General features: G+C 56.8%; 17 protein-coding genes. 12 read left to right on the top strand and 5 right to left on the bottom strand.

Translation table 11 applies throughout. The annotated features are described in order from the left end of the window. Window positions 1–194: 194 nt before the first annotated feature. Window positions 195–320 carry a c-type cytochrome gene (locus tag AC13HB_RS00690; protein ID WP_482947793.1) on the top strand — a complete coding sequence of 42 codons (126 nt, stop codon included), beginning with the start codon at window positions 195–197 and terminating at the stop codon, window positions 318–320. Here the strand turns inward: AC13HB_RS00690 and AC13HB_RS00685 are convergent, their stop codons facing one another. The 5 genes from AC13HB_RS00685 to AC13HB_RS00665 are packed head-to-tail and all read right to left on the bottom strand — an operon-like array spanning window position 321 to window position 5,909. Next, window positions 321–1,427 (bottom strand): ABC transporter permease, encoded by a 1,107-nt coding sequence (locus AC13HB_RS00685; RefSeq protein ID WP_482947792.1) that lies wholly within the window; start codon window positions 1,425–1,427, stop codon window positions 321–323. A 2-nt stretch (window positions 1,428–1,429) separates the two neighbouring features. Beyond that, window positions 1,430–2,572, bottom strand: coding sequence for an ABC transporter permease (locus AC13HB_RS00680; protein ID WP_482947791.1), 1,143 nt, complete (start codon window positions 2,570–2,572; stop codon window positions 1,430–1,432). After that, on the bottom strand, window positions 2,569–4,296 hold the full coding sequence (locus AC13HB_RS00675) for an ATP-binding cassette domain-containing protein (RefSeq protein WP_482947790.1): 1,728 nt from the start codon (window positions 4,294–4,296) through the stop codon (window positions 2,569–2,571). Before AC13HB_RS00675 ends, AC13HB_RS00680 begins: the two co-directional genes overlap by 4 nt. Further along, window positions 4,286–5,281 carry an HlyD family secretion protein gene (locus AC13HB_RS00670; RefSeq protein WP_482947789.1) on the bottom strand — a complete coding sequence of 332 codons (996 nt, stop codon included), beginning with the start codon at window positions 5,279–5,281 and terminating at the stop codon, window positions 4,286–4,288. Before AC13HB_RS00670 ends, AC13HB_RS00675 begins: the two co-directional genes overlap by 11 nt. Next, window positions 5,271–5,909, bottom strand: a complete 639-nt coding sequence (locus tag AC13HB_RS00665) for a TetR/AcrR family transcriptional regulator (protein ID WP_482947788.1) — start codon at window positions 5,907–5,909, stop codon at window positions 5,271–5,273. The genes AC13HB_RS00670 and AC13HB_RS00665 overlap by 11 nt, the downstream gene beginning before the upstream one ends. A 725-nt stretch (window positions 5,910–6,634) precedes the next feature. On the opposite strand from AC13HB_RS00665, the gene AC13HB_RS00660 reads away from it, so the two are divergent. The 11 genes from AC13HB_RS00660 (at window position 6,635) to AC13HB_RS00610 (ending at window position 22,577) form a co-directional block, all read left to right on the top strand. Then, window positions 6,635–7,783, top strand: a complete 1,149-nt coding sequence (locus AC13HB_RS00660) for a TolC family protein (RefSeq protein WP_482947787.1) — start codon at window positions 6,635–6,637, stop codon at window positions 7,781–7,783. Continuing rightward, on the top strand, window positions 7,780–9,309 hold the full coding sequence (locus tag AC13HB_RS00655) for an efflux RND transporter periplasmic adaptor subunit (protein ID WP_482947786.1): 1,530 nt from the start codon (window positions 7,780–7,782) through the stop codon (window positions 9,307–9,309). Before AC13HB_RS00660 ends, AC13HB_RS00655 begins: the two co-directional genes overlap by 4 nt. A 2-nt stretch (window positions 9,310–9,311) precedes the next feature. Beyond that, window positions 9,312–12,482, top strand: coding sequence for an efflux RND transporter permease subunit (locus AC13HB_RS00650; RefSeq protein ID WP_482947785.1), 3,171 nt, complete (start codon window positions 9,312–9,314; stop codon window positions 12,480–12,482). Continuing rightward, complete coding sequence (gene cueR / locus AC13HB_RS00645) at window positions 12,479–12,889, top strand: Cu(I)-responsive transcriptional regulator (RefSeq protein ID WP_482947784.1); 411 nt, start codon at window positions 12,479–12,481, stop codon at window positions 12,887–12,889. Before AC13HB_RS00650 ends, cueR begins: the two co-directional genes overlap by 4 nt. Before the next feature lie 70 nt (window positions 12,890–12,959). Then, complete coding sequence (locus tag AC13HB_RS00640) at window positions 12,960–15,368, top strand: heavy metal translocating P-type ATPase (protein ID WP_482947783.1); 2,409 nt, start codon at window positions 12,960–12,962, stop codon at window positions 15,366–15,368. Between the two features lie 17 nt (window positions 15,369–15,385). After that, window positions 15,386–16,714 (top strand): APC family permease, encoded by a 1,329-nt coding sequence (locus AC13HB_RS00635; RefSeq protein ID WP_482947782.1) that lies wholly within the window; start codon window positions 15,386–15,388, stop codon window positions 16,712–16,714. A gap of 150 nt (window positions 16,715–16,864) precedes the next feature. Next, window positions 16,865–17,320, top strand: coding sequence for a pseudoazurin (locus AC13HB_RS00630; protein ID WP_482947781.1), 456 nt, complete (start codon window positions 16,865–16,867; stop codon window positions 17,318–17,320). 60 nt (window positions 17,321–17,380) lie between these two features. Further along, window positions 17,381–18,676 (top strand): porin, encoded by a 1,296-nt coding sequence (locus tag AC13HB_RS00625; RefSeq protein ID WP_482947780.1) that lies wholly within the window; start codon window positions 17,381–17,383, stop codon window positions 18,674–18,676. A gap of 18 nt (window positions 18,677–18,694) precedes the next feature. Beyond that, on the top strand, window positions 18,695–19,357 hold the full coding sequence (locus AC13HB_RS00620; RefSeq protein WP_482947779.1) for a cytochrome c5 family protein: 663 nt from the start codon (window positions 18,695–18,697) through the stop codon (window positions 19,355–19,357). A gap of 108 nt (window positions 19,358–19,465) precedes the next feature. Further along, entirely contained in the window at window positions 19,466–19,993 is a 528-nt protein-coding gene (gene petA / locus AC13HB_RS00615; RefSeq protein ID WP_482947778.1) for a ubiquinol-cytochrome c reductase iron-sulfur subunit, read from the top strand. Window positions 19,994–20,138: 145 nt separating this feature from the next. Continuing rightward, a complete protein-coding gene (locus AC13HB_RS00610) occupies window positions 20,139–22,577 on the top strand; it encodes a phosphoketolase family protein (RefSeq protein ID WP_482947777.1) in 2,439 nt (812 codons plus the stop codon). Window positions 22,578–22,605: the final 28 nt, after the last annotated feature.

Here is a 22,605-nt window from a genome sequence, read left to right as displayed (position 1 = left end):
CCCGGCCCTGGCGAACCTCAACCTCCCGCAGATGCGCGATAATCTCCTCGGCCTTGTAAGTCTTGCGGCCCATTTCTGAACTCCTCAGTTGGAGCCAGGACCTAACTCAAAGACCGGGCCACTTTGCGGGGAGCAGTCCAGAGATCACGAAATATGGGACGGCGGCCTTGCTGCCGGAAGGGTATGAAACGGATATGGGCGGATACGAAAACATCCTGTCCGATGAGGAGATTCGAGGCGTCATCGCCTATATCAAATCGACCTGGCCCGACCATATCCGACAGCGCCATCGTCAGATGAATGAGGCAGCTCAACGTTAGTCAGCCTAGGCGTCGATTGAAGAGCCAGGTGCCGCAGGACAAGGTCACAATTGCGATCAAGATGAGCGGCCAGGTGTGAGCCCAGATATCCGACGGTGGGGCATCTTTTAAAAAAACCGCTTTACAGATAACGATGAAATGCGTGATCGGATTGGTCTGGGTCAGCCATTGCAGTCCTATTGGCATATTTGCCACGGGTGTCGCATATCCGGACAAGAGAACAGCCGGTATCATGTAGATGAACAATCCGATGACGGCTTGTTGCTGGGTTCTGACCAGAGACGAGATAAACAGGCCGATACCAATGATCGACAGCAAGAAGACGATCATTGATCCGAAAAGGGCAGGAAGGTCGCCCCGCATTGGCACTCCGAGCAGGAACACGCTGAAGATCAGCATGACGATTGAACTGCCCACCGCAATCATCAACGCAGGCAATGTCTTGCCGATCAGGATTTCCAACGGCGTAAGCGGCGAAACGAGCAATTGCTCGAAGGTTCCCAATTCTCGTTCCCTGGCGACGGACAGAGCTGACACCATGAACCCGACGATCGATGCGAGCACGGCGAATAAAGCGGGCGTGGCGGACCAGAGTGGGGTGGCGTTGGCATTAAACCAGGTTCGCGAAACGATGGTTGTCGGAGCGACAACGCCAGCGGCATCGATCAGTTCAAGATTGTAACCTGTGACAATTCGATAGAGATAGCCGGAGACAATTTGCGCGGCATTCGATCGGCGGCCATCCAGAAGCAATTGTACATTCGCAGTTTGTCGCCTCAGCACGCGTCGCGAAAAATCTTCCTGAAAATACACCCCCACAAGAACGTGTTGCGCGTCGATGGCCTCGCCCAAATCTTCTACCGTTTCATAGTAGATCACAGTCCGAAAACGCGGGCTCCCGACGATGCGGTCGACAACCTCCCGCGAAAAGCGCCCGCGGTCTTGATTGACCATGCCGATGGCGATGTTCGCAACATCCTGTGTGATGGCGAATACGTAGATCAGAAGCAAAAACGGTGGGGCGATGAGAACGATGAATCGGGTTTGCCGATCCCGCACGCTCGCCAGCAGTTCCTTTCTTATCAATGCAAGAAGACGGGTCAGCATATCTAGTCCAGTCGAGTGCGCGTTCTTAGAAGAGTAATCGTGAAAAACGTGGCTGCGATGGCTGCCAAGGCAGCAGCGTTGAAGAGCACGATTGACGGGACATCACCTGCCAGAAACACGCTTTGCAATGAGGCGACGAAGTATCGAGCGGGCACCGCATAACTGATCCACTGCAAAGCCATTGGCATGCTTTCCAGCTCAAACACAAAATTCGAAAAGTAAAACGCTGGCAGAAAGGAGGAGAGGATCGAGATCTGTGCGGCAACCAACTGATTGCGTGTCAATGTGGAGATCAACAAACCTTGGCCGAGGGATGTCAGCATATAAATGGCCGAAATCGCGATCAGGACGATGAGGGATCCGCGAAGTGGTACATCAAAGACGATGACAGCGAGAAGGCTCGATAGCCCCATCGAACCCATGCCCAGGAAGAAATACGGCGTGAGTTTTCCGATCAGCAGTTCGGCAACATTGATCGGCGTTGCGAGTAGAGCCTCCATCGTGCCGCGTTCCCATTCCCGCGCGATGACCAGCGCTGTCAGGAGGGACCCGATCAGCGTCAGGATTATCGCCATCGACCCGGGAACAAGATAGTTTCGGCTCGCCAATTCAGCATTGAACCAGACCCGGTGCTCGACCGATATAGGCAGACTTGCGATCGTGTCGCCGCGACTGATGCGCTCTTGCTCAATCCAATTGATCCACAGGAATTCGATGTATCCTTCCACCAGATTTGCGGTATTGGGGTCGGCACCATCTACGATCAACTGAAGAGGCGCGCTGTGGCGACGGTAAGCTTCTTCGGCGAAGTTCGCCGGGAGCACGACGATCGCATGTAAGTCGCCGGAAACGAGTTTGCGTTCCAGAAAGCGTCGATCATGGGTGGTTTCAACATCGAAGAAGGGGGAATTGTTTAGAGAGGCTGCGAAGCTCCCGGTTTCCGGTGTCGGCTGTTCGATGACAAGACCGACGTCGTAGTGACGAGGATCAAAGGATACGCCATAGCCGAACAGGAAGAGCAAAAGTGCGGGCAGAATGATCGCCACCACAAAATTGCTGGGATCTCGCAGTACCTGGCGCCCTTCCTTGCGGATGAGACCGGTAATGCGTCTTGCGCTGAAAGTCCGCCGCGTCGACTGGGTCATGATGCGGTGGCTTCAGGCAAGTTCGACGAGGTCGTCACCAGCTCTACGAAAGCCTCTTCAAGCGTCATTTCCGAATTGCCGGCGTGTAGCTTGAGCTCTGCCGGGCTTCCTTCAGCAATCATATGGCCCGCGAAGATCAACCCGACGCGGTCGCAGTATTCGGCTTCTTCCATAAAGTGAGTGGTGACCACAACGGTCGTTCCGTTATCAGACAGCGCATTGATGTGAGACCAAAACTCACGACGGGTGCGAGGATCTACTCCGGAGGTCGGCTCGTCCAGGAAAAGCACATCCGGTCGATGCATCAAGGCGCACGCCAGAGCGAGCCGTTGTTTGTGACCCAGCGGGATTATCCCGGCATTTTTTTCTTTGATCGATGTCAGATCGAAGGTTGCGACCATCTCATCGATAGCGTTCCGTCGAGACTGCCCTGTCAGGCCGTAGACACCGGCAAAGAATTCAAGGTTTTGGTGAACACTCAGATCGGCGTAGAGCGAAAACTTCTGGGCCATGTATCCCAGGCGCCCGCGAGCCTGGCTGGGTGATTGGCCCAAGTCATACCCTGCAATCGAGGCGTTACCTGAGGTTGGCTCCAGGAGTCCGCACAACATCTTAAACGTTGTGGACTTCCCGGCCCCATTGGGTCCAATCAATCCGTAAATTTCGCCCCGCTCTATTTCGAAGCTGATATCTTGTGCGGCCGCGAAGCTACCAAATTTCTTGGTCAGAGCGTTAGAGCGGATGACGACGCCGTTTTCTGGCCGGAGGATTTTCGAGAGCTTTCGAAACGGTGAGCGTGATTGCTTGGCACCACCCAGTCGATCCATGAAAGCGTCCTCGAACCGAGGCGGAGTGGGGGACAGGCTGACGTCGGGAAACTCCTCTGCGAGCGGGCGCGATGCGGCTGGGTCACTCAATACAAGTCGCAGGTTTTCACCCTCGATAACACCGTCCACGATTTCCGGGCGAACCAGCAAATCTTCCAGCACTCGGCGTCTACGGTGGTTCAGGCCCACCAAATGAAAGGTTCTGCCAACCAACAACTCGGTCATCACCGCTGGCGAGCCGTCGAAGATCGCATTGCCCTCGCTCAACACGATCACGCGATCACATAATTCAGCTTCGTCCAGGTAAGCGGTGCTCCACACCACGCCGATCCCATCATCAACAAGACCCTTGACCATGCGCCACAATTCCCGGCGAGAGATCGGATCAACGCCTACACTTGGCTCATCGAGCAAAAGGAGTTTGGGCTTCCTGACAAGAGAGCAGGCCAGGCCAAGTTTTTGCTTCATGCCGCCAGAAAGTGCGCCAGCCAAGCGGTCTGTGAATGGGGCCAGACCTGTGAATTCAAGGAGCGCATCGAAACGATCCTGCCGTCGCTCCGTGCCGAGCTCCCGCAGGTCTGCATACAGATTAAGATTTTCCAGGACGGTCAGGTCTTCGTAGAGGCCAAACCTTTGTGGCATGTAGGACAAATGGGTATGTAGTTGTGCGCCAGTATTTTGCGGATCCAAGCCGCAGACGCGCAGCTCGCCCCTTGTGTGCTTCAACAAACCGGCGAGTATGCGCAGCAGGGTTGTCTTGCCCGCGCCGTCCGGCCCAACCAGTCCCGTCACTCCCCCAACATGAACGTCAAAGGATAGATTGTTCAGCGCCGTTTCATTGCGGCTGCCGAAGCTCTTGGTGAGGTGAGCCACCGATATCAGCGGCTCAACCGTCATCAGCGGCCAAATCAACCTGGACTGTCACCGGCATACCTTGCCGGAGACCGTTGTCGGTTTCGGAAATTACAACCCGAACGCGGTAGACCAAGCTGGTCCTGAGTTCGCGCGTCTGTACGCTTCGAGGTGTGAATTCTGCTACCGGTGAGATGAATCCGATCTGGCCCGAATATCGTCCTCCGGAATCGGTCGTCACCGTCACATTCATCCCCGGGTGAATATGGCCAAGATCGGGCTCATCAACATAGGTCCGCACCCAGATCGGTTCGCTAAGTGAAAGTGTATATATGGGCTCGCCGGCGGAGATGACCGCGCCCGGCTCTCGAATGCGTGTGAGGACGATGCCTTGATTGGGCGCGGTCAGGCTTGCGTCTTCGAGCCTTCGCCGCGCCAGTTGGAGAGAATGCAAGAGGGCGTCACGATGCGCACGGGCCGCGCGCTTGTCCTCCTCCCGCGGCCCCTGTCTCAAAAGCGCAAGTGTTTGCTGTGCAGCTCTTAACCTAGCGGACGCTAAGTCGACCTGCATCTGCGCTTCATCATGCAGTTGATGAGACGCGATGTTACGCTCGGCCAAGGTCTCCTGTCGCTCCAACGTTGCCTCGGCGAAAACCAATGCTGCGCGACTTTGTTCGACTTGAGCTTCAGCCTGTCCAATTTCTTCCGGTCGACTCCCCGCTTCCAAAGCATCGAGAAGCGCTTGTTGCGCGCTAAGCTCGGCTTCCGCCAAGGCAACTGCGTCGACAAAATCTTCGCGCTCTAGGGCCGCGATTATATCCCCGCGATCAACGCGATCACCTTCATCAGCAGACACAGCTTCGAGCCGGCCTGCGACCCTGAAGCTCAGATCCACCTGGCGCACGTCAACATTGCCATAAAGTTCCAGGTAAGCTGGGTGATCCGGTTCAGGGCGATTAATCCACCAAAGCAGGATCAGTCCAGACAAACCCAAAATGAGGCCAAGCCCCCATCGCAGATTATGGAGCACGGCTTACCTCGCTTTCAGTCGTTGGTGCCAGGAGCCCGGAAAGTTCAAACGCGGTAAGGTCGCCGGCCAATTCTTCAGCCCTGGCGTCAGGAGCAACAAACACCGCGAAATAGAGCGCCCGTTCGATCATGCCCAACACAACCCAACCCATGAGATCGGCGTTGAGTGGTTTTGTCAGGCCAGCAGAGCTCGTGGCTCGCATGTAGTGTGACAGAGTTTCCGCAATGCTCTCAAAATGTTGATTGAGCCGCTCGCGATCTTCCGGAGGAAGTGCCGATTGAGCTTCTAACACCAGCCGCGTCAGCATGGGGTGCGAGCGGCAAAACAGGATCAGCGTTGACCATATGGCGTGAATTTGTGCGCGCATGTCGGCTGGCTGTTTCATCTGCGCGACGGGGTGCTGACCTAGTGTTTCGTCTAGGAGATGGGAGAAGAACCCGTCGATGAGCTCTAGATAGACAGCTTTCTTGTTGTCGAAATGAAGATAAAAACTGCCTTGAGCCACGCCAGCTTGGCCGACAATGTCGGACACACGCGCGCCTTGATACCCCTTGTCGTTGAAAACGATTTCGGCGGCGTCCAGCAACCGCCGCTTCATGTCCATATTTTTGGTTACGCCGGTCGACATCGGGCCTTGCACCTTCTTCAGTATCACTGACTGACATGTCAGTCAGTGATACTGAAGCGGCCTTTCAAATGCAAGGGCAACGGCGAGACCGCCTTTGGTTGTGACCGCGGCAATTTGGCGCGCCCGAAATCAGAGAAGCTGTGAGGGATACTTGGGTGAACAGCGTAATTGGTTCGAACGCCCCCACATAGGGGCACTTCGACTAGGGACAAAATGACTCGGAATTTCCCCAACTTTTTAGCGCTCGCAGCGATAATTCTCGCCCTGTCATTTGCGGGATCATCAGACGCGATGGCGCCGTTCGACGCACAAATTACCGGCGCATGTCATTCCGCTTCCAGCTCAACATGTTGCGGTGAAACCCTTGCATCGCACATCGGTGAGATTGGAAACTGCGAAACCTGCGACAACGCACGCTGCACGGTACACCACACATTCTCACCCGCCTCGATAAATCGAGCTGACGGACACGACGTCCGCCAGCTCGCCATTCAGATGAATGTGCAAGCGGTACATGATCGTTTTCGCGCGACCACGCATCCCGTTCCCAAACAGCCACCTCGCCAATGAGACCGAGCAGCCCGCGTTTGGGCAAGACGACCTCAAAGGACGATGACTGGAGATAGATTATGACTGGAATTATAGGAGCAGCGCTCGCGATTTCGCTGGTAGCGCTGTCACAAGACGCGGCAGAACAACCACCGCTAAGCTTGGCGGAAGCCGTCTTGACCGCTGAACAAGCTGACGATGCATCCGTACAAGTCTGGCAGGCTCGTGCGCAAGCGCTGGAGCATCGCGGCGAGTCCGAAAATGCCTTGCCGGACCCCATGGTCCGTGTCGGGCTGGCAAACGTTCCGCTGAGTGATTTCGATTTGAACCGCGAAGCTATGACGCAGGCCCAAATTGGCGTTCGGCAGATGTTTCCGCGTGGCGAGACCCGCGAATTAAATCGGCTACGCCGCCAGGCTCAGGCAACCGGCGCGCGAGAGGGCGGCGAGCTTGAACAGGCCCGCATCCGAGTGTCGGTGCGCGAGGCGTGGCTCGAGACCTATTATTGGCAGCAAGCCGACGCGCTAACACGTCAAAGCCAAATGTCGATCAGACAGCTTGGCGAAATCGCGACCGCTAGCTTTGCGACCGGCCGCCGAAACAGTCACGACGTAATTCGGATCGAGTTGGAAACCTCGATACTGGACACGCGCCTCATCCAGATCGAACGCCAGCAAGAATTGGCGCAGGCCAATTTGGAGCGCTTTGTCGCCTCTGACGTCGCTCGTCGGCCCCTTACACCGCAGCTGCCGATCCTGCCAGCAACGCCGCCGGACATTCAATCCGCACAATCAAGGCTCGTAAGCCACCCAATGGTACGCATGCTGGATGCTCAAGTTACTGCGCGGGGCCGTGAAGTTGACTTGGCACTTCAGCAATATCGACCGGGCTGGGCCGTTGAAGCCGGTTACGGATTGAGGGACTCGCGTTCCGATGCGGCGAGCGTCGCCGTAACGGTTGAGGTTCCGCTGTTCAGTCGCCGCCGACAAGACGAAGGTGTTGCCGCAGCACGCCAGGAAGAGGCAGCGGATCGACTCAATCGACAGGCGACCTTGCTGGATTTGAACCGGCAGTTGGAGCGGGAGTTTTCGCGCCACCTCCGGCTTAGCGAGGAGCGCGTGCTTTTCGAGGGTGACGTTCTTGAAAGAGCACGCGAAACGGCTCGAGCCGTTCTCATTGCCTACGAGAATGAGCAGGCTGATTTCGCTGAATTGGTTCGCGCTGAGCTCGCCCTTCTGGACGCAGAACTCGCTTTTGTTCGACTAAATATTGATGCGCTGCAGAGCCAGGCTCGCATCCTCTACCTTGTAGGAGATGTCCAATGACACTCAAATCCTATTTGCTTGGCGCCGCCTTGGTCAGCGCCGGCCTCACCATCGGCTTTTTCTCGGCAAACATCCTAGGCGGAGAGAATTCCGGCGGTAGTGACAGTGCCGAGCGTCGGGTTTTGTATTGGCAAGCTCCAATGGACCCGAGTTTTCGAAGCGACACTCCGGGTAAATCACCGATGGGTATGGATCTCATTCCTGTCTATGAGGGTGAGGAAGCCGATCCGGACGGCGCGATATTGATCTCGCCCGCAGTCGAGAACAATATCGGCGTTCGCACCGCGCAGGTCGCGCGCGCAGACTTTTTTCACGCCGTTTCATCAGTTGGGTATGTTCGACCCGATGAGGATCAGACCTCCGTGGTTGATGTGCGCGCTGAGGGTTGGATCGAGGATCTCCCTGTTGCCGCGGTGGGAGATGTCGTCAGTGCCGGCGATCTGCTTTTCCGCATGTACTCGCCGGAAATCGCAACAGCCCAGGCAGAATACATTCAGGCACGCCGGATTGGTCGGGACGTCCTGATCTCCGCGGCACGGTCCCGTTTGGTTGCTCTCGGTGTCACACGCGATCAGATCAACCGCATAGCCCGAACGGGCAATGCCGATGAACTCGTGGAAGTGCGGGCCAGCCAGGACGGCGTTGTGATCGCTCTTGAGGTGCGCGAGGGCTCATATGTGCGGCCGGGCGCACAGCTCATGACGATTTCCGACCTATCTTCGGTATGGATCCTCGTGGATGTTTTTGAAGATGACGCCCTCATGGTCTCGCCAGGTCAAGACGTCCACATCCGATCGACGGCGGATCCGAGCCGCACCTGGCACGGCGTGGTCGAATACGTCTACCCAACTGTCGATCCGCAAAGTCGAAGTGTGCCGGTGCGTATCCGCTCGGCGAACGAAGATGGCGCGCTACGCCCAGAAACCTACGTCAACGTAACCATCGACACAGAACCTCACGTGCAGGCTTTGACGATCCCGCGCGAAGCCGTCATCCGGTCCGGGCAATCAGATCGGGTCATTGTCGCTGAAGGTGAGGGGCGATATCGACCGGCGCGCATCGAAACGGGGATGGAATCTGATGGCCGCATTGAGATTCTCTCTGGCCTGCTCGAGGGCGAACGCATTGTCGTTTCCAGCCAGTTCCTGATCGATTCTGAAGCCAGCCTTCAAGGTGCTGCTTTGCGGATGAGCCCGCCGGGTGCAATCGATGAAGCCGAAGGCACTCAAGTCCAACAAGCGGAAGGACGAGGTGTCATCGTAAGCCTGATGGCCGGCCATGGTATGGTCGATCTCGAACACGAGCCGATCGATGCGCTCGGGTGGCCCGCAATGTCTATGTCATTTCTGACACTCGACGGCGTTGACCTGAGTGAATTCGCCGTTGGGCAAAGCGTCATGTTCGATCTGCAGCGCAATGAAGACGGCGAGTGGCGGATCTCTGCGATCATGGCGCAGGACATGGATATGCCCACGGCCACGGATGAGCCGGATCACGGCGATCACGCCGGTCATGGAGGGCACTAATCATGATTGCTTCCATCATTCGCTGGTCAATCGGCAACCGTCTGATTGTCCTTATCATGGCCGTCTTGTTGGCTGTATTTGGAGCCTTCTCGCTTAGCCGCACCCCGCTCGACGCCATTCCCGACCTCTCTGATGTTCAGGTCATCATCAAGACGACCTATCCTGGACAAGCCCCTCAGGTCGTCGAAGATCAAGTCACCTATCCGCTGACGACCGCCATGTTGGCGGTGCCGGGCGCCGTCACGGTCCGAGGCTATTCCTTTTTCAACGACAGCTACGTTTACATCATTTTCGAAGATGGGACGGACCTCTACTGGGCGCGATCACGGGTCCTGGAATACCTCTCCCAGGTTGCCCCGACCTTGCCAGAAGGAGCATCGCCAGCCCTGGGCCCAGACGCGACGGGTGTCGGGTGGATTTATCAGTATGCGCTCATAGACCGCACCGGTCAGCACGACCTCTCCGAGCTGCGATCCCTACAAGATTGGTTCCTCAAGTATGAGCTTCAAACCATTGAGGGCGTTTCCGAGGTCGCGACGATCGGCGGTATGGTGCGACAGTACCAAGTCGTAGCCGACCCGGACCGTCTACGCGCCTACAATATCCCGCTTTCTCATCTTCGTATGGCGATCCAGCGCGGCAATCAGGAGTCGGGCGGTCGCGTGATCGAAATGGCCGAAGCGGAATACATGGTCCGTGCATCCGGCTACATACAAGGCATAGAGGATCTGGAGGCTATCCCGGTAAGCGTGACTGAAAACGGCACGCCGATTTTGCTTTCGGATGTTGCTGACATCCAGATCGGGCCAGAGCTCAGGCGCGGCATTGGCGAGCTTAACGGTGAGGGCGAAGCCGTCGGCGGTGTCATCATCATGCGCTACGGCGAAAACGCGTTGGCAACGATCGAGCGCGTTGAAGAGCGCATACACGAGCTTGAAGAGTCACTTCCTGACGGTGTTGAGATTGTCACTACCTACAATCGTGCTGGGCTGATTGAGCGCGCCGTACACTCCCTTCAAGAAAAGCTCATTGAGGAGTTTCTTGTCGTTGCTCTGATCTGTGCGATCTTCCTTTTCCACCTGCGCTCGTCGCTTGTGATTGTCCTCAGCTTGCCGCTGGGCGTTCTTGCCGCCTTCATCATCATGAACGCGCAGGGGATCAATGCGAATATCATGTCTCTGGGCGGGATCGCGATTGCGATTGGCGCCATGGTCGACGCGGCCATCGTGATGATCGAGAACTTACATAAGCATATTGAGAAGGAAGAGATAACGCCGGAAAACCGATGGCGGATTGTCGCTGACGCGTCTGTGGAGGTGGGGCCCGCTCTCTTCTTCTCGCTCCTGATCATCACCTTCAGTTTCGTGCCCATTTTCGCCTTGGAAGCTCAAGAGGGCCGCTTGTTCCACCCCTTAGCGTTTACCAAAACCTATGCGATGGCAGCAGCCGCGGGTCTCTCAGTAACGCTTGTTCCAGTGCTAATGGGGTTCTTTATTCGCGGTAAAATTACGCCTGAACACAAAAACCCGATCAACCGCATTTTGATCGCAGCGTATCGCCCCTTCATCAGTGTTGTTTTGGCGCGCCCGTGGGTGATGGTCGGCCTGGCGGTTTTGGTAATGGCCAGTGCGGCGGTGCCGCTGTCGAGAATGGGCAGCGAGTTCATGCCTGATCTGGACGAAGGCGATCTGCTTTACATGCCAAGCGCCTATCCAGCCGTTTCAGCGGGCAAGATTGCCGAGGTGGTCCAGCAAACAAACCGCCTTATCGCAACGGTTCCGGAGGTCTTGACGGTTTACGGTAAGGCAGGCCGGGCCGAGACGGCGACCGATCCGGCTCCACTCACGATGATCGAAACGACCATTCAGTTGCGGCCACGTGACGAGTGGAGACCGGGCGTGACGATGGATGACATCCGCGCTGAACTTGACCGCTTGGTTGATGTCCCGTCTTTGACGGATGTTTGGATCATGCCGATCCGCAATCGCATCGATATGTTGGCAACCGGCATCAAAACCCCTGTGGGCGTAAAAGTCGCGGGACCGGATCTCGATGTGATCGCCGAGATCGGCCAACAAATCGAAGATGTCATCGAGACCGTGCCGGGTACCGCTTCGGTTTATGCCGAACGCGTAACAGGTGGCCGTTTTGTCGATATCGATGTTGATCGACTTGAAGCGGCACGGTTCGGTCTTAACGTGGCCGATGTTCACGACGTCGTACGCACGGCTATTGGTGGTATGACGATCACGGAGAGTGTTGAAGGCTTGGAACGATATCCGGTCAATCTACGCTATCCGCGCGACTATCGCGGCTCGATCGATGAGCTTCGTGCTCTACCGATTGTTACTCCGTCAGGCGCTCAAATCCCTCTTTCGCGCATTGCGGAGATTGGAGTGTCAGACGGACCTGGCGTTATCCGCAGTGAAAACGCCCGTCTGAATGGCTGGATTTATATCGATATCGCTGATGTTGATATCGGCAGCTATGTTGCTGACGCACAGGCCGCCGTGGAAGAGTATATCGACTTGCCGGCCGGTTACTCTATCAGCTGGTCGGGCCAGTACGAGTATATGGAACGGGCCAAGGCCAAGTTGAGCATCGTGGTTCCAGTTACAATTGTGATCATCGTGCTCCTCTTGTTCCTCAATTTTGGTCGGCTGATCCCAGTCCTTTTGATCATGGTCACTCTACCGCTTTCATTGGTTGGTGGATTGTGGCTGCTCGATTTGCTCGGTTACAACATGTCTGTCGCCGTCGGAGTGGGCTTCATTGCGCTCGCCGGCGTGGCCGTCGAAATCGGCGTGTTAATGATCGTTTATCTCGAACAGGCCCTTGCTCGACGAAAGGCGCTCGCGCGCGATGAGGGTCGAGACATGACAGCGGCCGATTTGAGAGAAGCGATCGTGGAGGGCGCGCTCATGCGTGTTCGACCGATCATGATGACGGTTGCGGTGATTGTGGCCGGCCTGTTGCCGATTATGTTTGGTACCGGGACCGGATCGGAAGTCATGCGGCGCATTGCGGCGCCAATGGTTGGCGGCATGACAAGTGCGACCATCCTGACTTTGTTGGTTATTCCTGCGGCCTTCTTGTTGTGGCAACGAGCCGTACTCAAAGGCCGCAAACCCAAACAGGATGACAAGCAGATTGAGGGAGCGCCTGCGGAATGAACGTGAACCAGGCAGCGAAACTAACCGGCCTTCCGTCCAAGACCCTCCGCTATTACGAGGAGGTTGGTCTAGTTTCGCCTGCTCGGGCCGCGAATGGATATCGCGTCTATGATGAGCGCGATGTTCAAAAGCTCGCTTTCATCGCCAATGGGCGCTCCCTGGGCTTCTCCTTGGAGGAATGCCGACGCCTTCTTTCCCTGTACGAAGACCCGACACGCACAAGCGGTCAAGTGAAATCTATCGCTCAGGGACAGCTCAAGATAATGGACGTCAAACTCCGTGAACTCTTGGCGATGCGTCGCGAATTACGCCGCCTGATCAGCAACTGCAACGGCGATGACAGGCCCGATTGCCCAATCGTGGAAGGCTTGGCTCAGCGCATTGCGACGATACCGGAGGAAGGGTGATCAAAGCCTGTTGACCTTCCAGTGACTGGAAGCTGGATCATGCGTCGAAATTTCGTCTATGGAGACCTGTATGACAACATCAGACAAAGACTCTGGTTCTTGCTGCAAAGGCGAGGCACCGACGCACGCGTGTTGCGGCGATGACGCTCAAGACCACGCTCATCATGGCCACGGCGCCGAACGAGTGACCGATCCGGTCTGCGGAATGGATGTTGATCCAGATGCCGGTAAACCCCAGGCGTCTCATGACAGAGCGACTTATCATTTTTGCTCCTCGTCCTGCCATGACAAGTTCGTCGCAGATCCGGAACATTACCTCTCCGGTGCACACAAACAGGCCTACGACGACATGCCGGCGGGTACCGAATATACCTGCCCCATGCACCCGGAAATCATCCAGGACCACCCCGGCGATTGCCCGATTTGCGGCATGGCGCTCGAGCCGATGGGGGTGCCGACTGGGGACGAAGGACCGAACCCTGAATTGGTGGATTTTCGCCGCCGGTTTTGGATCGGGGCTGTTTTGACACTGCCCTTGCTCGTCTTATCCATGGGGCCGTTTGTCGGACTGGGATTTGTCCGCGAAGCCATTGGCGAAGGCATTGCTGGTTGGACTGAGCTTATTCTGGCAACACCTGTCATCTTGTGGTCCGGCTGGCCGTTCTTCGAGCGTGGCGCAAAGTCCGTCATCACACGAAACCTCAACATGTTCACCCTGATCGGGATGGGCGTTGGAGCCGCTTACATCTTCTCCGTCGCCGCGGTGATAGTGCCCGGCATCTTCCCAGAGGGGTTTCGCGACGCGGACGGCCATGTGGGCGTCTATTTCGAAGCAGGCGCCGTGATCGTTGTTCTCGTTTTGCTGGGCCAGGTCATGGAGCTTGGCGCGCGCGAGCGGACGGGGTCTGCCATCCGGGCCTTGCTTGACCTGGCTGCCAAGACAGCTCGAATTATCAGACCGGACGGGAGTGAAGAAGAAATCCCACTCGAAGATGTTAAGGTTGGAGACCGCGTACGTGTTCGACCGGGAGAGAAAGTTCCCGTGGACGGTGAGGTCGTTGATGGTCGCTCGTCTGTCGATGAATCTATGATATCCGGGGAGCCTGTACCGGTCGAAAAAACGTCTGGTGACGCGGTAACGGGTGCGACGATCAACGGCACTGGCAGCTTGATCATCGAAGCCAAACGTGTCGGTGCCGACACGATGCTCAGCCAGATCGTCGAGATGGTGGCCAATGCCCAACGGAGCCGGGCGCCGATCCAGAAGCTTGCTGACGTGATCTCGGGGCGATTTGTTCCCGCCGTCATCCTGATCGCTGTCATTTCCTTCGTGTCATGGTCCATTTGGGGTCCGCCTCCCGCCATGGCGTATGCCCTGGTATCAGCGGTTGCGGTGTTGATTATCGCCTGTCCGTGTGCGCTGGGTCTTGCCACCCCAATGTCGATTATGACGGCAACAGGCCGGGGTGCTCAGGCGGGTGTTTTGATCAAAAATGCCGAAGCGCTCGAGCGTTTCGCCAAGGTCGACACTCTGATTGTGGACAAGACTGGTACGCTTACCGAGGGTAAGCCAAAGCTCGTGGCAGTCATCACCCGTGATGATCACACGGACGATGAGCTACTTCGACTGGCCGCTAGTCTGGAGCGTGGATCCGAACACCCGTTGGCAGAGGCTATTGTCGAGGGGGCGCTGGAAAAAGGACTGGAACTTGCCCAAACGCAAGACTTTGAAGCGATCACGGGCAAGGGCGTGATTGGTCGGGTTGATGGTCGGGCTGTGTCGCTTGGCAATGCTCGCTTGCTTGAAGAGCTGGGTCTCGCAGCAACCGATCTGGCGGAGACGGCGGATAATCGTCGCGAGCAAGGCGAAACCGTCATGTTCGTCGCGATCGACGGTGCGGTCGCCGGCTTGGTCTGCGTTGCGGACCCGGTCAAGAAAACGACGCCAGAAGCTTTGAAAGCACTGCATGGTCTTGGCTTCAAGATTGTCATGGCGACGGGCGACAATGAGAAAACCGCTCGCGCAGTAGCCGCTCGGCTCGGCATTGACGAAATTCGCGCTGACGTCCTTCCCGAAGACAAGGCGCGGATCATTCAGAATTTGCAGTCCGAAGGGCGACGTGTCGCGATGGCCGGAGATGGCGTAAATGACGCGCCGGCGCTGGCGCAGGCGGATGTTGGCATTGCCATGGGAACAGGCGCAGATGTCGCGATCGAGAGCGCCGGTTTCACCCTTATCAAGGGGGATTTGAACGGGATTGTCCGAGCTAGGCGTCTGGCCAGCGCCACCATGCGCAACATCAAGCAGAACCTCTTTTTTGCGCTGGTTTACAACGCGGCTGGCGTGCCCGTCGCTGCCGGCGTGCTGTACCCGTTCCTGGGCATTTTGATTTCACCGATCTTCGCCGCGGCGGCGATGAGCCTATCCTCGGTTTCGGTGATCTCGAATTCTCTGCGATTGCGCTCCGTCAAACTCTGATCTGTAACGAGGCGAAGATGGACAAGGCCTACAAGACGAACTCGCTAAGCCTGTTCGGTGCTGTAGCGATGGGCACGGGCGTGATGATTGGGGCGGGCATTTTTGCCCTCACCGGTCAGATCGCCGAATTGGCCGGCGACGCTTTTGTCTGGGTGTTCGTGGCCGCCGCTATCGCGACCGGCTTCAGTGCCTATTCATACGTGAAACTGGCCAACGCCTTTCCATCGGCCGGCGGTATCGCCATGTTCCTGGAGAGAGCCTATGGCCGAACCGCCGTCACGGCGAGCGCCGGCTTGCTGATGGCCTTTTCCATGGTGATCAATGAAAGCCTGGTGGCCCGAACGTTTGGCACATACACAGCGCAATTATTCGGATGGCAAGCCAGTCCGATAATCATCCCCGCCCTCGGTGTCGGGCTGATCCTCGCTGCCTTCGCTGTCAACCTGCTCGGCAATCGGGTTGTCAGCTTCTTTTCGGTCTTCCTGGCCTTGGTCAAGGTAGTCGGGATTGCAGCGCTCGCCCTTGCGGGTTTCTGGGCGGCACAAGGTCTGACGCTAGAGCCCGGCAGCGTCCCTGCCGAACCCAGTGCAATCGGCTTTCTCGCCGCGCTCGCGCTCGGTGTCCTGGCCTTCAAGGGGTTCACCACCATCACCAATAGCGGGAGCGAGATCCAGGATCCGCATCGCAATGTCGGTCGGGCGATCATTCTCGCGATACTGGCTTGCGTGGTCGTCTATATCTTCGTGGCCCTGGCTGTTGGGGCAAGTTTGCCGATCGACGCCATCGTGGACGCGAAGGACTTCGCCCTAGCCGAGGCGGCCCGGCCGAGCTTCGGCGATACAGGACGCCTGGTCACGATCCTTCTGGCCATGCTGGCGACGGCCTCGGGTCTGGTTGCAAGCGTTTTTGCCGTTTCCCGCATGCTGGGCATGTTGACTGACATGCAACTAATACCGCATCGGCATTTTGGCATGCCGGGGCGGATTCAAACTCACATGCTGGTCTATACGGTCGTGCTAGCGGCCGTTTTGACCGTCTTGTTTGACCTGTCGCGCATCGCCGCGCTCGGGGCAATGCTATACCTTGTCATGGACTTGGCGGTGCATTGGGGCGTGTTGCGGCACCTGCGGCAAACCGTGGGCGCCAATCCGCTCATCGTGGTCGCGGCAATCCTTATTGACCTAGCTGTCTTGGCCGGACTGATCGCGGTTAAGCTTGAGCAGGACCCGGTCATTGTCGGCATTGCGGCTACGGTTATCTTCAGCGTCTACTTGTTCGAGGTTTACTTTCTCAAGCCACGACGCGCAGCGGCGGCCAAAGCCAGTCATCATCACGATGCGCATTGATAACCCATTGTATTGATGACGGATTATTTCTATCCCGGACGACGCTTTCATGCGTCAACCTGCCACGCCTGATCGATGAGGGGCGAACCTTTCTGATCCGTAATCCCTGTATTGAACACAAGATTTCTAAGGCCAATACAGGGGCTAGTTATGAAAAAGATTGCGTGCGCAGCCGTCCTTGCCGGCGTAGTGGGACTGACCGGAGCGGGTGTAGCTTGGGCTGAAGACTACGAGGTCCATATGCTCAATCGTGGCGCTGAAGGTGCCATGGTGTTTGAGCCGGCGTTTCTCGAAGTTCAGCCGGGTGACACTGTCACCTTCCTACCCACCAATCCAAGCCACAATGCGGAGACAATCTCCAGCATGTTGCCCGAGGGGGCAGAGCCGTTTCGAGGTGCTCTTAATCAAGCCGTGACGGTGACCTTCGACGAAGAAGGCCTCTACGGCATCAAATGTGCGCCTCATTATGCCGCCGGCATGATCGTTTTGATCGAAGTTGGCGATGGCGAAACCGTCAACGGCGAAGCCGCCCGCGCAGCCCGGCATCCGGGTCTGGCTCGCCGACGGATGAGCGCACTCTTCGATCAACTCGATGCCAACCAATAACGCAATGGAAAGGCCGCCAGGGTGGGCCTTTCCGCCCTCCTGGCCGCAAGTGAGGGACACATGACTCGGACAAAAACGCTTTCCTACCAACCAGCCCGTTGGGTTCTGAACCTTAGCCTAGCAAGCGCTTTTTTGATCGGCCTAGGCGGCCACGCATTCGGCCAAGATCCTGAGGCCGCAGAACGCATTGCGAGTGGCGGTGGGTATTTGCCGGTCCTATCGGACCAAAACCGATCCGCAGACACCATCTGGCATCTGGCCGGGTATGCCGACGCCTCGTTTGTATTCTCAGATCCTGACGGAGGCGACAGCTCCTCGCAGTTTACGCGAGTCCGCTTTAATCCAGGCTTCCACTTTCAATATCAAGATTTGGTCCTGTTCGAAGCAGAAGCCCAAATCGAAAATACAGACGAGGGAACCGAGTACACCCTCGAATATGCACAGGCCAACATTCTTGCCCATCCCAATGCTGTGATCGTAATTGGGCAATTCTTAAGCCCGGTTGGGCAATTTCAAGAGCGCCTCCATCCATCATGGATTAACCGGCTGGCGGACGCTCCTGCAGGCTTCGGACATGACGGCGTTCAGCCTGGATCGGAAACGGGTGTCATGGTCCGAGGAGGGGTCAATTTAGAACCCGGGCTTTTGACCTATTCGGTCGCGCTTGGAAACGGGCCCCGCGTAAGCCATGAGGGCGGACTCGCACTTGAGGCCTTCAACAACGATGACAATGATGACAAGGCCATTTCCGGCCGCGTGGGGTTCTTGCCATTTCCCGGTGTTGAATTTGGTGCGTCTTTTCTGAGAGGCCGCGTATCTGGTGTCGGAGCTGAAGAAGAGGAGGGCGGTCACGCCGATGCGAAACCGTTCGACAAACTTGGTTCAGAGACCGAGGAAGATGATCACGGGCTTGAGCTCTCCGATGCCGATGTAACGCTTTGGGGCTTTGACGCTGCCTATACTGGCGGCGCCTGGGACCTACGCGCTGAATACCTCAAATCGACGCGCAACACGATCAACTCTGCCTATGAAGGCAGCGAAGGGATCGTCGCGTTGCCGGAGCTGGAAAGCACGGCTTGGTATGTCCAGGCCGCTTACCGCCTGTCGGGGACAGCCGGGCACCCTTGGCTGGGACGCGTCGAGCCAACCTTGCGCTACGGCGAGTACGAAGTTGATGGCCTCGACGAGTTGGCTGAAGAGGCTGCCGAGCAACGCTGGGATATCGGCGTGAATTATTGGCTCGCCCCGTCGATCGTACTTCATAGCGCTATCCAGCAGCGCGAATTCACTGCCAGACACGATGACGACGTACAGGAGGAGACACGCGTACTGCTTCAATTCTCGTATGGCTTCTAATCAAGGAGGGATTTTTAAATGGTACGAGCGGGATTATTGCTCGGCGTCGCAGCGGTCTTCGTGACCGCTGCTGTCGTCGCTCAGGAGGACACGGCGCAAGCGCCGCCGCCTCAAGCGGATGGTCGTTACGACTTTTCCGCTGATCAGGTTGGTCGCGGCGCGCAAGCGTGGGCCGATAACTGTGGTCGTTGCCACAACATCCGATCACCGGGTGAACTCAGTCCGGATCTGTGGAATGTCTCGGTGACGCATATGCGAGTGCGGGCGAACATTCCTCAGGATGTTGCCGAAGATATTCGGGCCTTCTTGATGTCGAGTTCGGCAAGCCTGACCGAGCCGGAAAGCGATCTATCGATATCGATGAACACCGGCTTCGACTTGTCACAGGCTGACATCACCAACGGACAGGAAGTCTATGAGCAAACTTGTATCGCCTGCCACGGCGATAACGGTGAGGGCGCGTTTGAGGGCATGCCGGCGCTTTCCGGTCCGAACGGGCGTCTTGCTCAGGCCGATGATGTTCTCCTCGAGCGCATGATCAATGGCTTCCAAAGCGAGGGTTCATTCATGGCGATGCCGCCAATGGGAGGCAATCCAGACTTAACCGATCAGGATATGGCGGACACGTTGATCTACCTCCGAACGATTCTGAACGCTCCGGCACCGGAGGAGGCGGAGTAGGGGTAGTTTATCGGCGGAACGCTTATTCCTTTTCTCGATCCGCCGATGTCACCGCGGGGCACGCGAAAGCGGGCCCCGCGCCTCCTCCTTTAAGCAATGGAGGTAAACATGCCCGAACAAACCACGCGACGCGACTTTATCTATATCGCTGCGGCAAGCGGTACCGTGGTAGGGCTCGGACTGTCCGCATGGCCGTTTATCGATAGTTTAAATCCGGCGGCAGATACACTCGCGGCGGGCACGACCGAAGTTGACGTGTCCGCACTCCAGCCCGGTGAGCGTTTGACGATAGCCTGGCGCGAGCGACCGGTATTCATCGAACGCAGGACGCCTCAGACTTTGGCCCTTGCACGTGCCGATGATGACCATCCCGGTCTAATTGATCCGGAAATTGATGCTGATCGCGTGATCGATGAGGAGTGGCTTGTCGTGGTCGGTGTGTGCACGCATCTGGGGTGCGTTCCGCTTGGACAGTCCGTGGGTGACAATCGCGGCCGATTTGGCGGTTGGTATTGTCCCTGTCACGGCTCGGTCTACGATGTTTCCGGGCGGGTTCGACGTGGCCCGGCCCCAAAAAACCTAGAAATTCCACCTTATCAGTTCACCGGACCATCACGTATTCGCATCGGCGATTGAGTTCGCTGTCACGATAAGCCGGTAGGAGCCCTGCACCGCTCGCGGCGCCTCAGGTCGACGCGTACCTAGCAGAGAATCGTGAGAGCGAACGAAGATTTTCCGCACGAATGCTCCTTGAATTAAACTCATCGAAGACGAGGTCAACATGAACGCCCAGCGCACAAATCACGAACGTCATCACATCGAGGCGCGCGCGCGGGATTTTCGTGCCCATGATCCAGATTTCGCGCGCTGGGCCGCAGGGTATGGGATGATCGAGCACGAAGCGAAAATACAGTGCCGTGTGCACGCGCTTGCCGATGAGCTTGTCGCGAAGAACAAATTTGCCTCTCGGTCGAACGTCTTTTCGCTTTTCCGGGCCGCCGACATGATCGCAAGCGCGGGAATGTGGCTAGTCGCGCACATGACTTACACGCAAAACGTCCACCTAGATGGCCGCCCGCTTGATGCTCAAGATTTTAAGCCCAATCCGGAAGGCCATACCGGCGGCGCGCTTAACATGGTGCCGGCCTATGTCGGATACCTTTTGGCCAATACGCTCACGGGAGAAACCCGGTCCTGGCTCATGGGGCAGGGGCATTGCGTTGCAGCGATCGACGCTGTCAATGTGTTGGTCAATAATCTATCCGACGCTCAAGCTCGTCACTACGGCCTTAGCGACGACAAACTCACTCAACTCGTGAGAGATTTCTATTCCTGCGAAGTTGGTGCCGATGGTCGCCCATTGTCTCCACTTGGAAGTCATGTCAACGCGACGACAGCCGGTGGGATGATAGAGGGAGGATATCTGGGCTTTGCCGAACTATTATACCCTCATATGCCTTTGCCGGGCGAAAAGCTCGTCGCATTTTTGAGCGATGGTGCGTTTGAAGAACAACGCGGTTCTGATTGGGCCCCTCGATGGTGGCGAGCAGAGGATACAGGCTTGGTCGCTCCAATCATGATCGCTAATGGTCGTCGGATCGATCAGCGGTCGAGCATGGCCCAGGATGGTGGAACCGATTGGTTTAAGGAACACCTTCAACTCAACGGGTTCGATCCAATTAGTTTGGATGGTCGAGATCCCGCATCTCTCACTTGGGGTATCATAGAGATCGAATCTCGTCTGAGTGCCTGCTCAGAGGCTATTCAGCGTGGCGACGCAAACTATCCGGTTCCGCTTCACTACGGCGTAGCTGAAACGGTCAAAGGCTTCGGTTTTCCCGGTGCCGGGACCAATCGCGCACACAATCTGCCGCTCGAGGCTAATCCACGGGACGATGAAACAGCTCGCGATACATTCAACGCGGCCGCAAGTAAATTGTACGTCCCCATTGACGAGCTAAGAGCCGCCGCGCAGGCGCTCAACAACCACACTGTGGTTGGGCGTCCAAAAGAGCGCGATCACCCCATGGTATCACGCGAACCGCTCGAACTTAAATATCCCGAACCGCGTTGGGACGACACAAGTCTTGCCTCGTCTCCGATGGAGGCGATCGATACCTATACTGCTGAACTTTTTTCCCTGAACAAGGATGTGCGCGTACGTGTAGGCAATCCGGACGAGATGCGCTCAAATCGAATGAACGCTACACTGGATTTGCTCAAGCATCGTGTCACCACACCAGAGCCGGGTATAGCTGAAGCCGTTGATGGGGCTGTGATAACCGCTCTGAATGAGGAAGCGGTGATATGTGCAGCCTTGGCAAACAAGGGCGGGCTTTCACTTGCCGTTTCTTACGAAGCCTTCGCGGTCAAGATGCTCGGCGCCGTCCGCCAAGATCTCATCTTTACGCGCCACCTCAAGGAAGCCGGCAAATCACTCGATTGGCCGAGCTTGCCGCTGATCACGACTTCACACGCCTGGGAAAACGGTAAAAACGAGCTTTCCCACCAGGACACGACACTCGCAGAAGCGTTTTTAGGCGAAATGTCGGACACATGCCGGGTTGTCTTTCCTGCTGATTGGAACAGTGCTCTCGCGATGATCGACGCGGTTTACAAATCGCGTGGCGAAATCTGGAATATCGTGTGCCCCAAACGGGTTGTCTCCTCGGTCTTTTCGCAACCCGACGCCGAGCGATTGTGTACCGATGGCGCAATTCGAGTGAGTGGTTCTGGGGAAGAGTCCTTAATCCTGGCGGCGACCGGTGCGTATCAGCTTGAGCAAACGCTCAAAGCCTCTGAGCGCCTGGAGCGCTCCGGATTGTCCAGCAGTCTCGTCTACATTGCCGAACCGGGACGTTTCCGCATCCCCAGAGATAAAACCGAGGCGGAGGTATGTGCCCCTGAGTATTTGTTAGAAGACCTGTTTCCTGCTCATGCTCAGGCACGCGTTTTTGCGGTTCACACCCGCGCCGAGGCGATGTCGGGTTGTTTGAGACCGATTGATACCGGCGCGCGGCGATCTGCTTTCTTGGGTTTTCGGAACCGCGGGGGCACACTCGATGTTCACGGGATGCTTTTTGCCAACGGTTTGTCCTGGGCTCACATTGTAGAACGAGCATGTCATGTGACGGGAAAAAAGGTGGAATCGTGTCTTTCGAAAATCGAACAGGATGTCTTGCTCGGCATTCGCTCCCCTGAAGGGGAATTTTGGCAGTAATTTAGTCTACCAAAACCTGGAGGCATGC

The organism is Maricaulis sp. B-26 (assembly GCF_056857855.1).
Note: the sequence above shows the minus strand (reverse complement) of the source record. Positions and strands in the feature narration are given on the sequence as shown.

Bases quoted from the DNA above. Each gene is read 5' to 3' on its own strand.
- AC13HB_RS00690 (WP_482947793.1), top strand. From the start codon at position 195: ATGGGCGGATACGAAAACATCCTGTCCGATGAGGAGATTCGAGGCGTC.
- AC13HB_RS00685 (WP_482947792.1), bottom strand. From the start codon at position 1,427: ATGCTGACCCGTCTTCTTGCATTGATAAGAAAGGAACTGCTGGCGAGC.
- AC13HB_RS00680 (WP_482947791.1), bottom strand. From the start codon at position 2,572: ATGACCCAGTCGACGCGGCGGACTTTCAGCGCAAGACGCATTACCGGT.
- AC13HB_RS00675 (WP_482947790.1), bottom strand. From the start codon at position 4,296: ATGACGGTTGAGCCGCTGATATCGGTGGCTCACCTCACCAAGAGCTTC.
- AC13HB_RS00665 (WP_482947788.1), bottom strand. From the start codon at position 5,909: ATGTCGACCGGCGTAACCAAAAATATGGACATGAAGCGGCGGTTGCTG.
- AC13HB_RS00655 (WP_482947786.1), top strand. From the start codon at position 7,780: ATGACACTCAAATCCTATTTGCTTGGCGCCGCCTTGGTCAGCGCCGGC.
- AC13HB_RS00650 (WP_482947785.1), top strand. From the start codon at position 9,312: ATGATTGCTTCCATCATTCGCTGGTCAATCGGCAACCGTCTGATTGTC.
- cueR (WP_482947784.1), top strand. From the start codon at position 12,479: ATGAACGTGAACCAGGCAGCGAAACTAACCGGCCTTCCGTCCAAGACC.
- AC13HB_RS00640 (WP_482947783.1), top strand. From the start codon at position 12,960: ATGACAACATCAGACAAAGACTCTGGTTCTTGCTGCAAAGGCGAGGCA.
- AC13HB_RS00635 (WP_482947782.1), top strand. From the start codon at position 15,386: ATGGACAAGGCCTACAAGACGAACTCGCTAAGCCTGTTCGGTGCTGTA.
- AC13HB_RS00630 (WP_482947781.1), top strand. From the start codon at position 16,865: ATGAAAAAGATTGCGTGCGCAGCCGTCCTTGCCGGCGTAGTGGGACTG.
- AC13HB_RS00625 (WP_482947780.1), top strand. From the start codon at position 17,381: ATGACTCGGACAAAAACGCTTTCCTACCAACCAGCCCGTTGGGTTCTG.
- AC13HB_RS00620 (WP_482947779.1), top strand. From the start codon at position 18,695: ATGGTACGAGCGGGATTATTGCTCGGCGTCGCAGCGGTCTTCGTGACC.
- petA (WP_482947778.1), top strand. From the start codon at position 19,466: ATGCCCGAACAAACCACGCGACGCGACTTTATCTATATCGCTGCGGCA.
- AC13HB_RS00610 (WP_482947777.1), top strand. From the start codon at position 20,139: ATGAACGCCCAGCGCACAAATCACGAACGTCATCACATCGAGGCGCGC.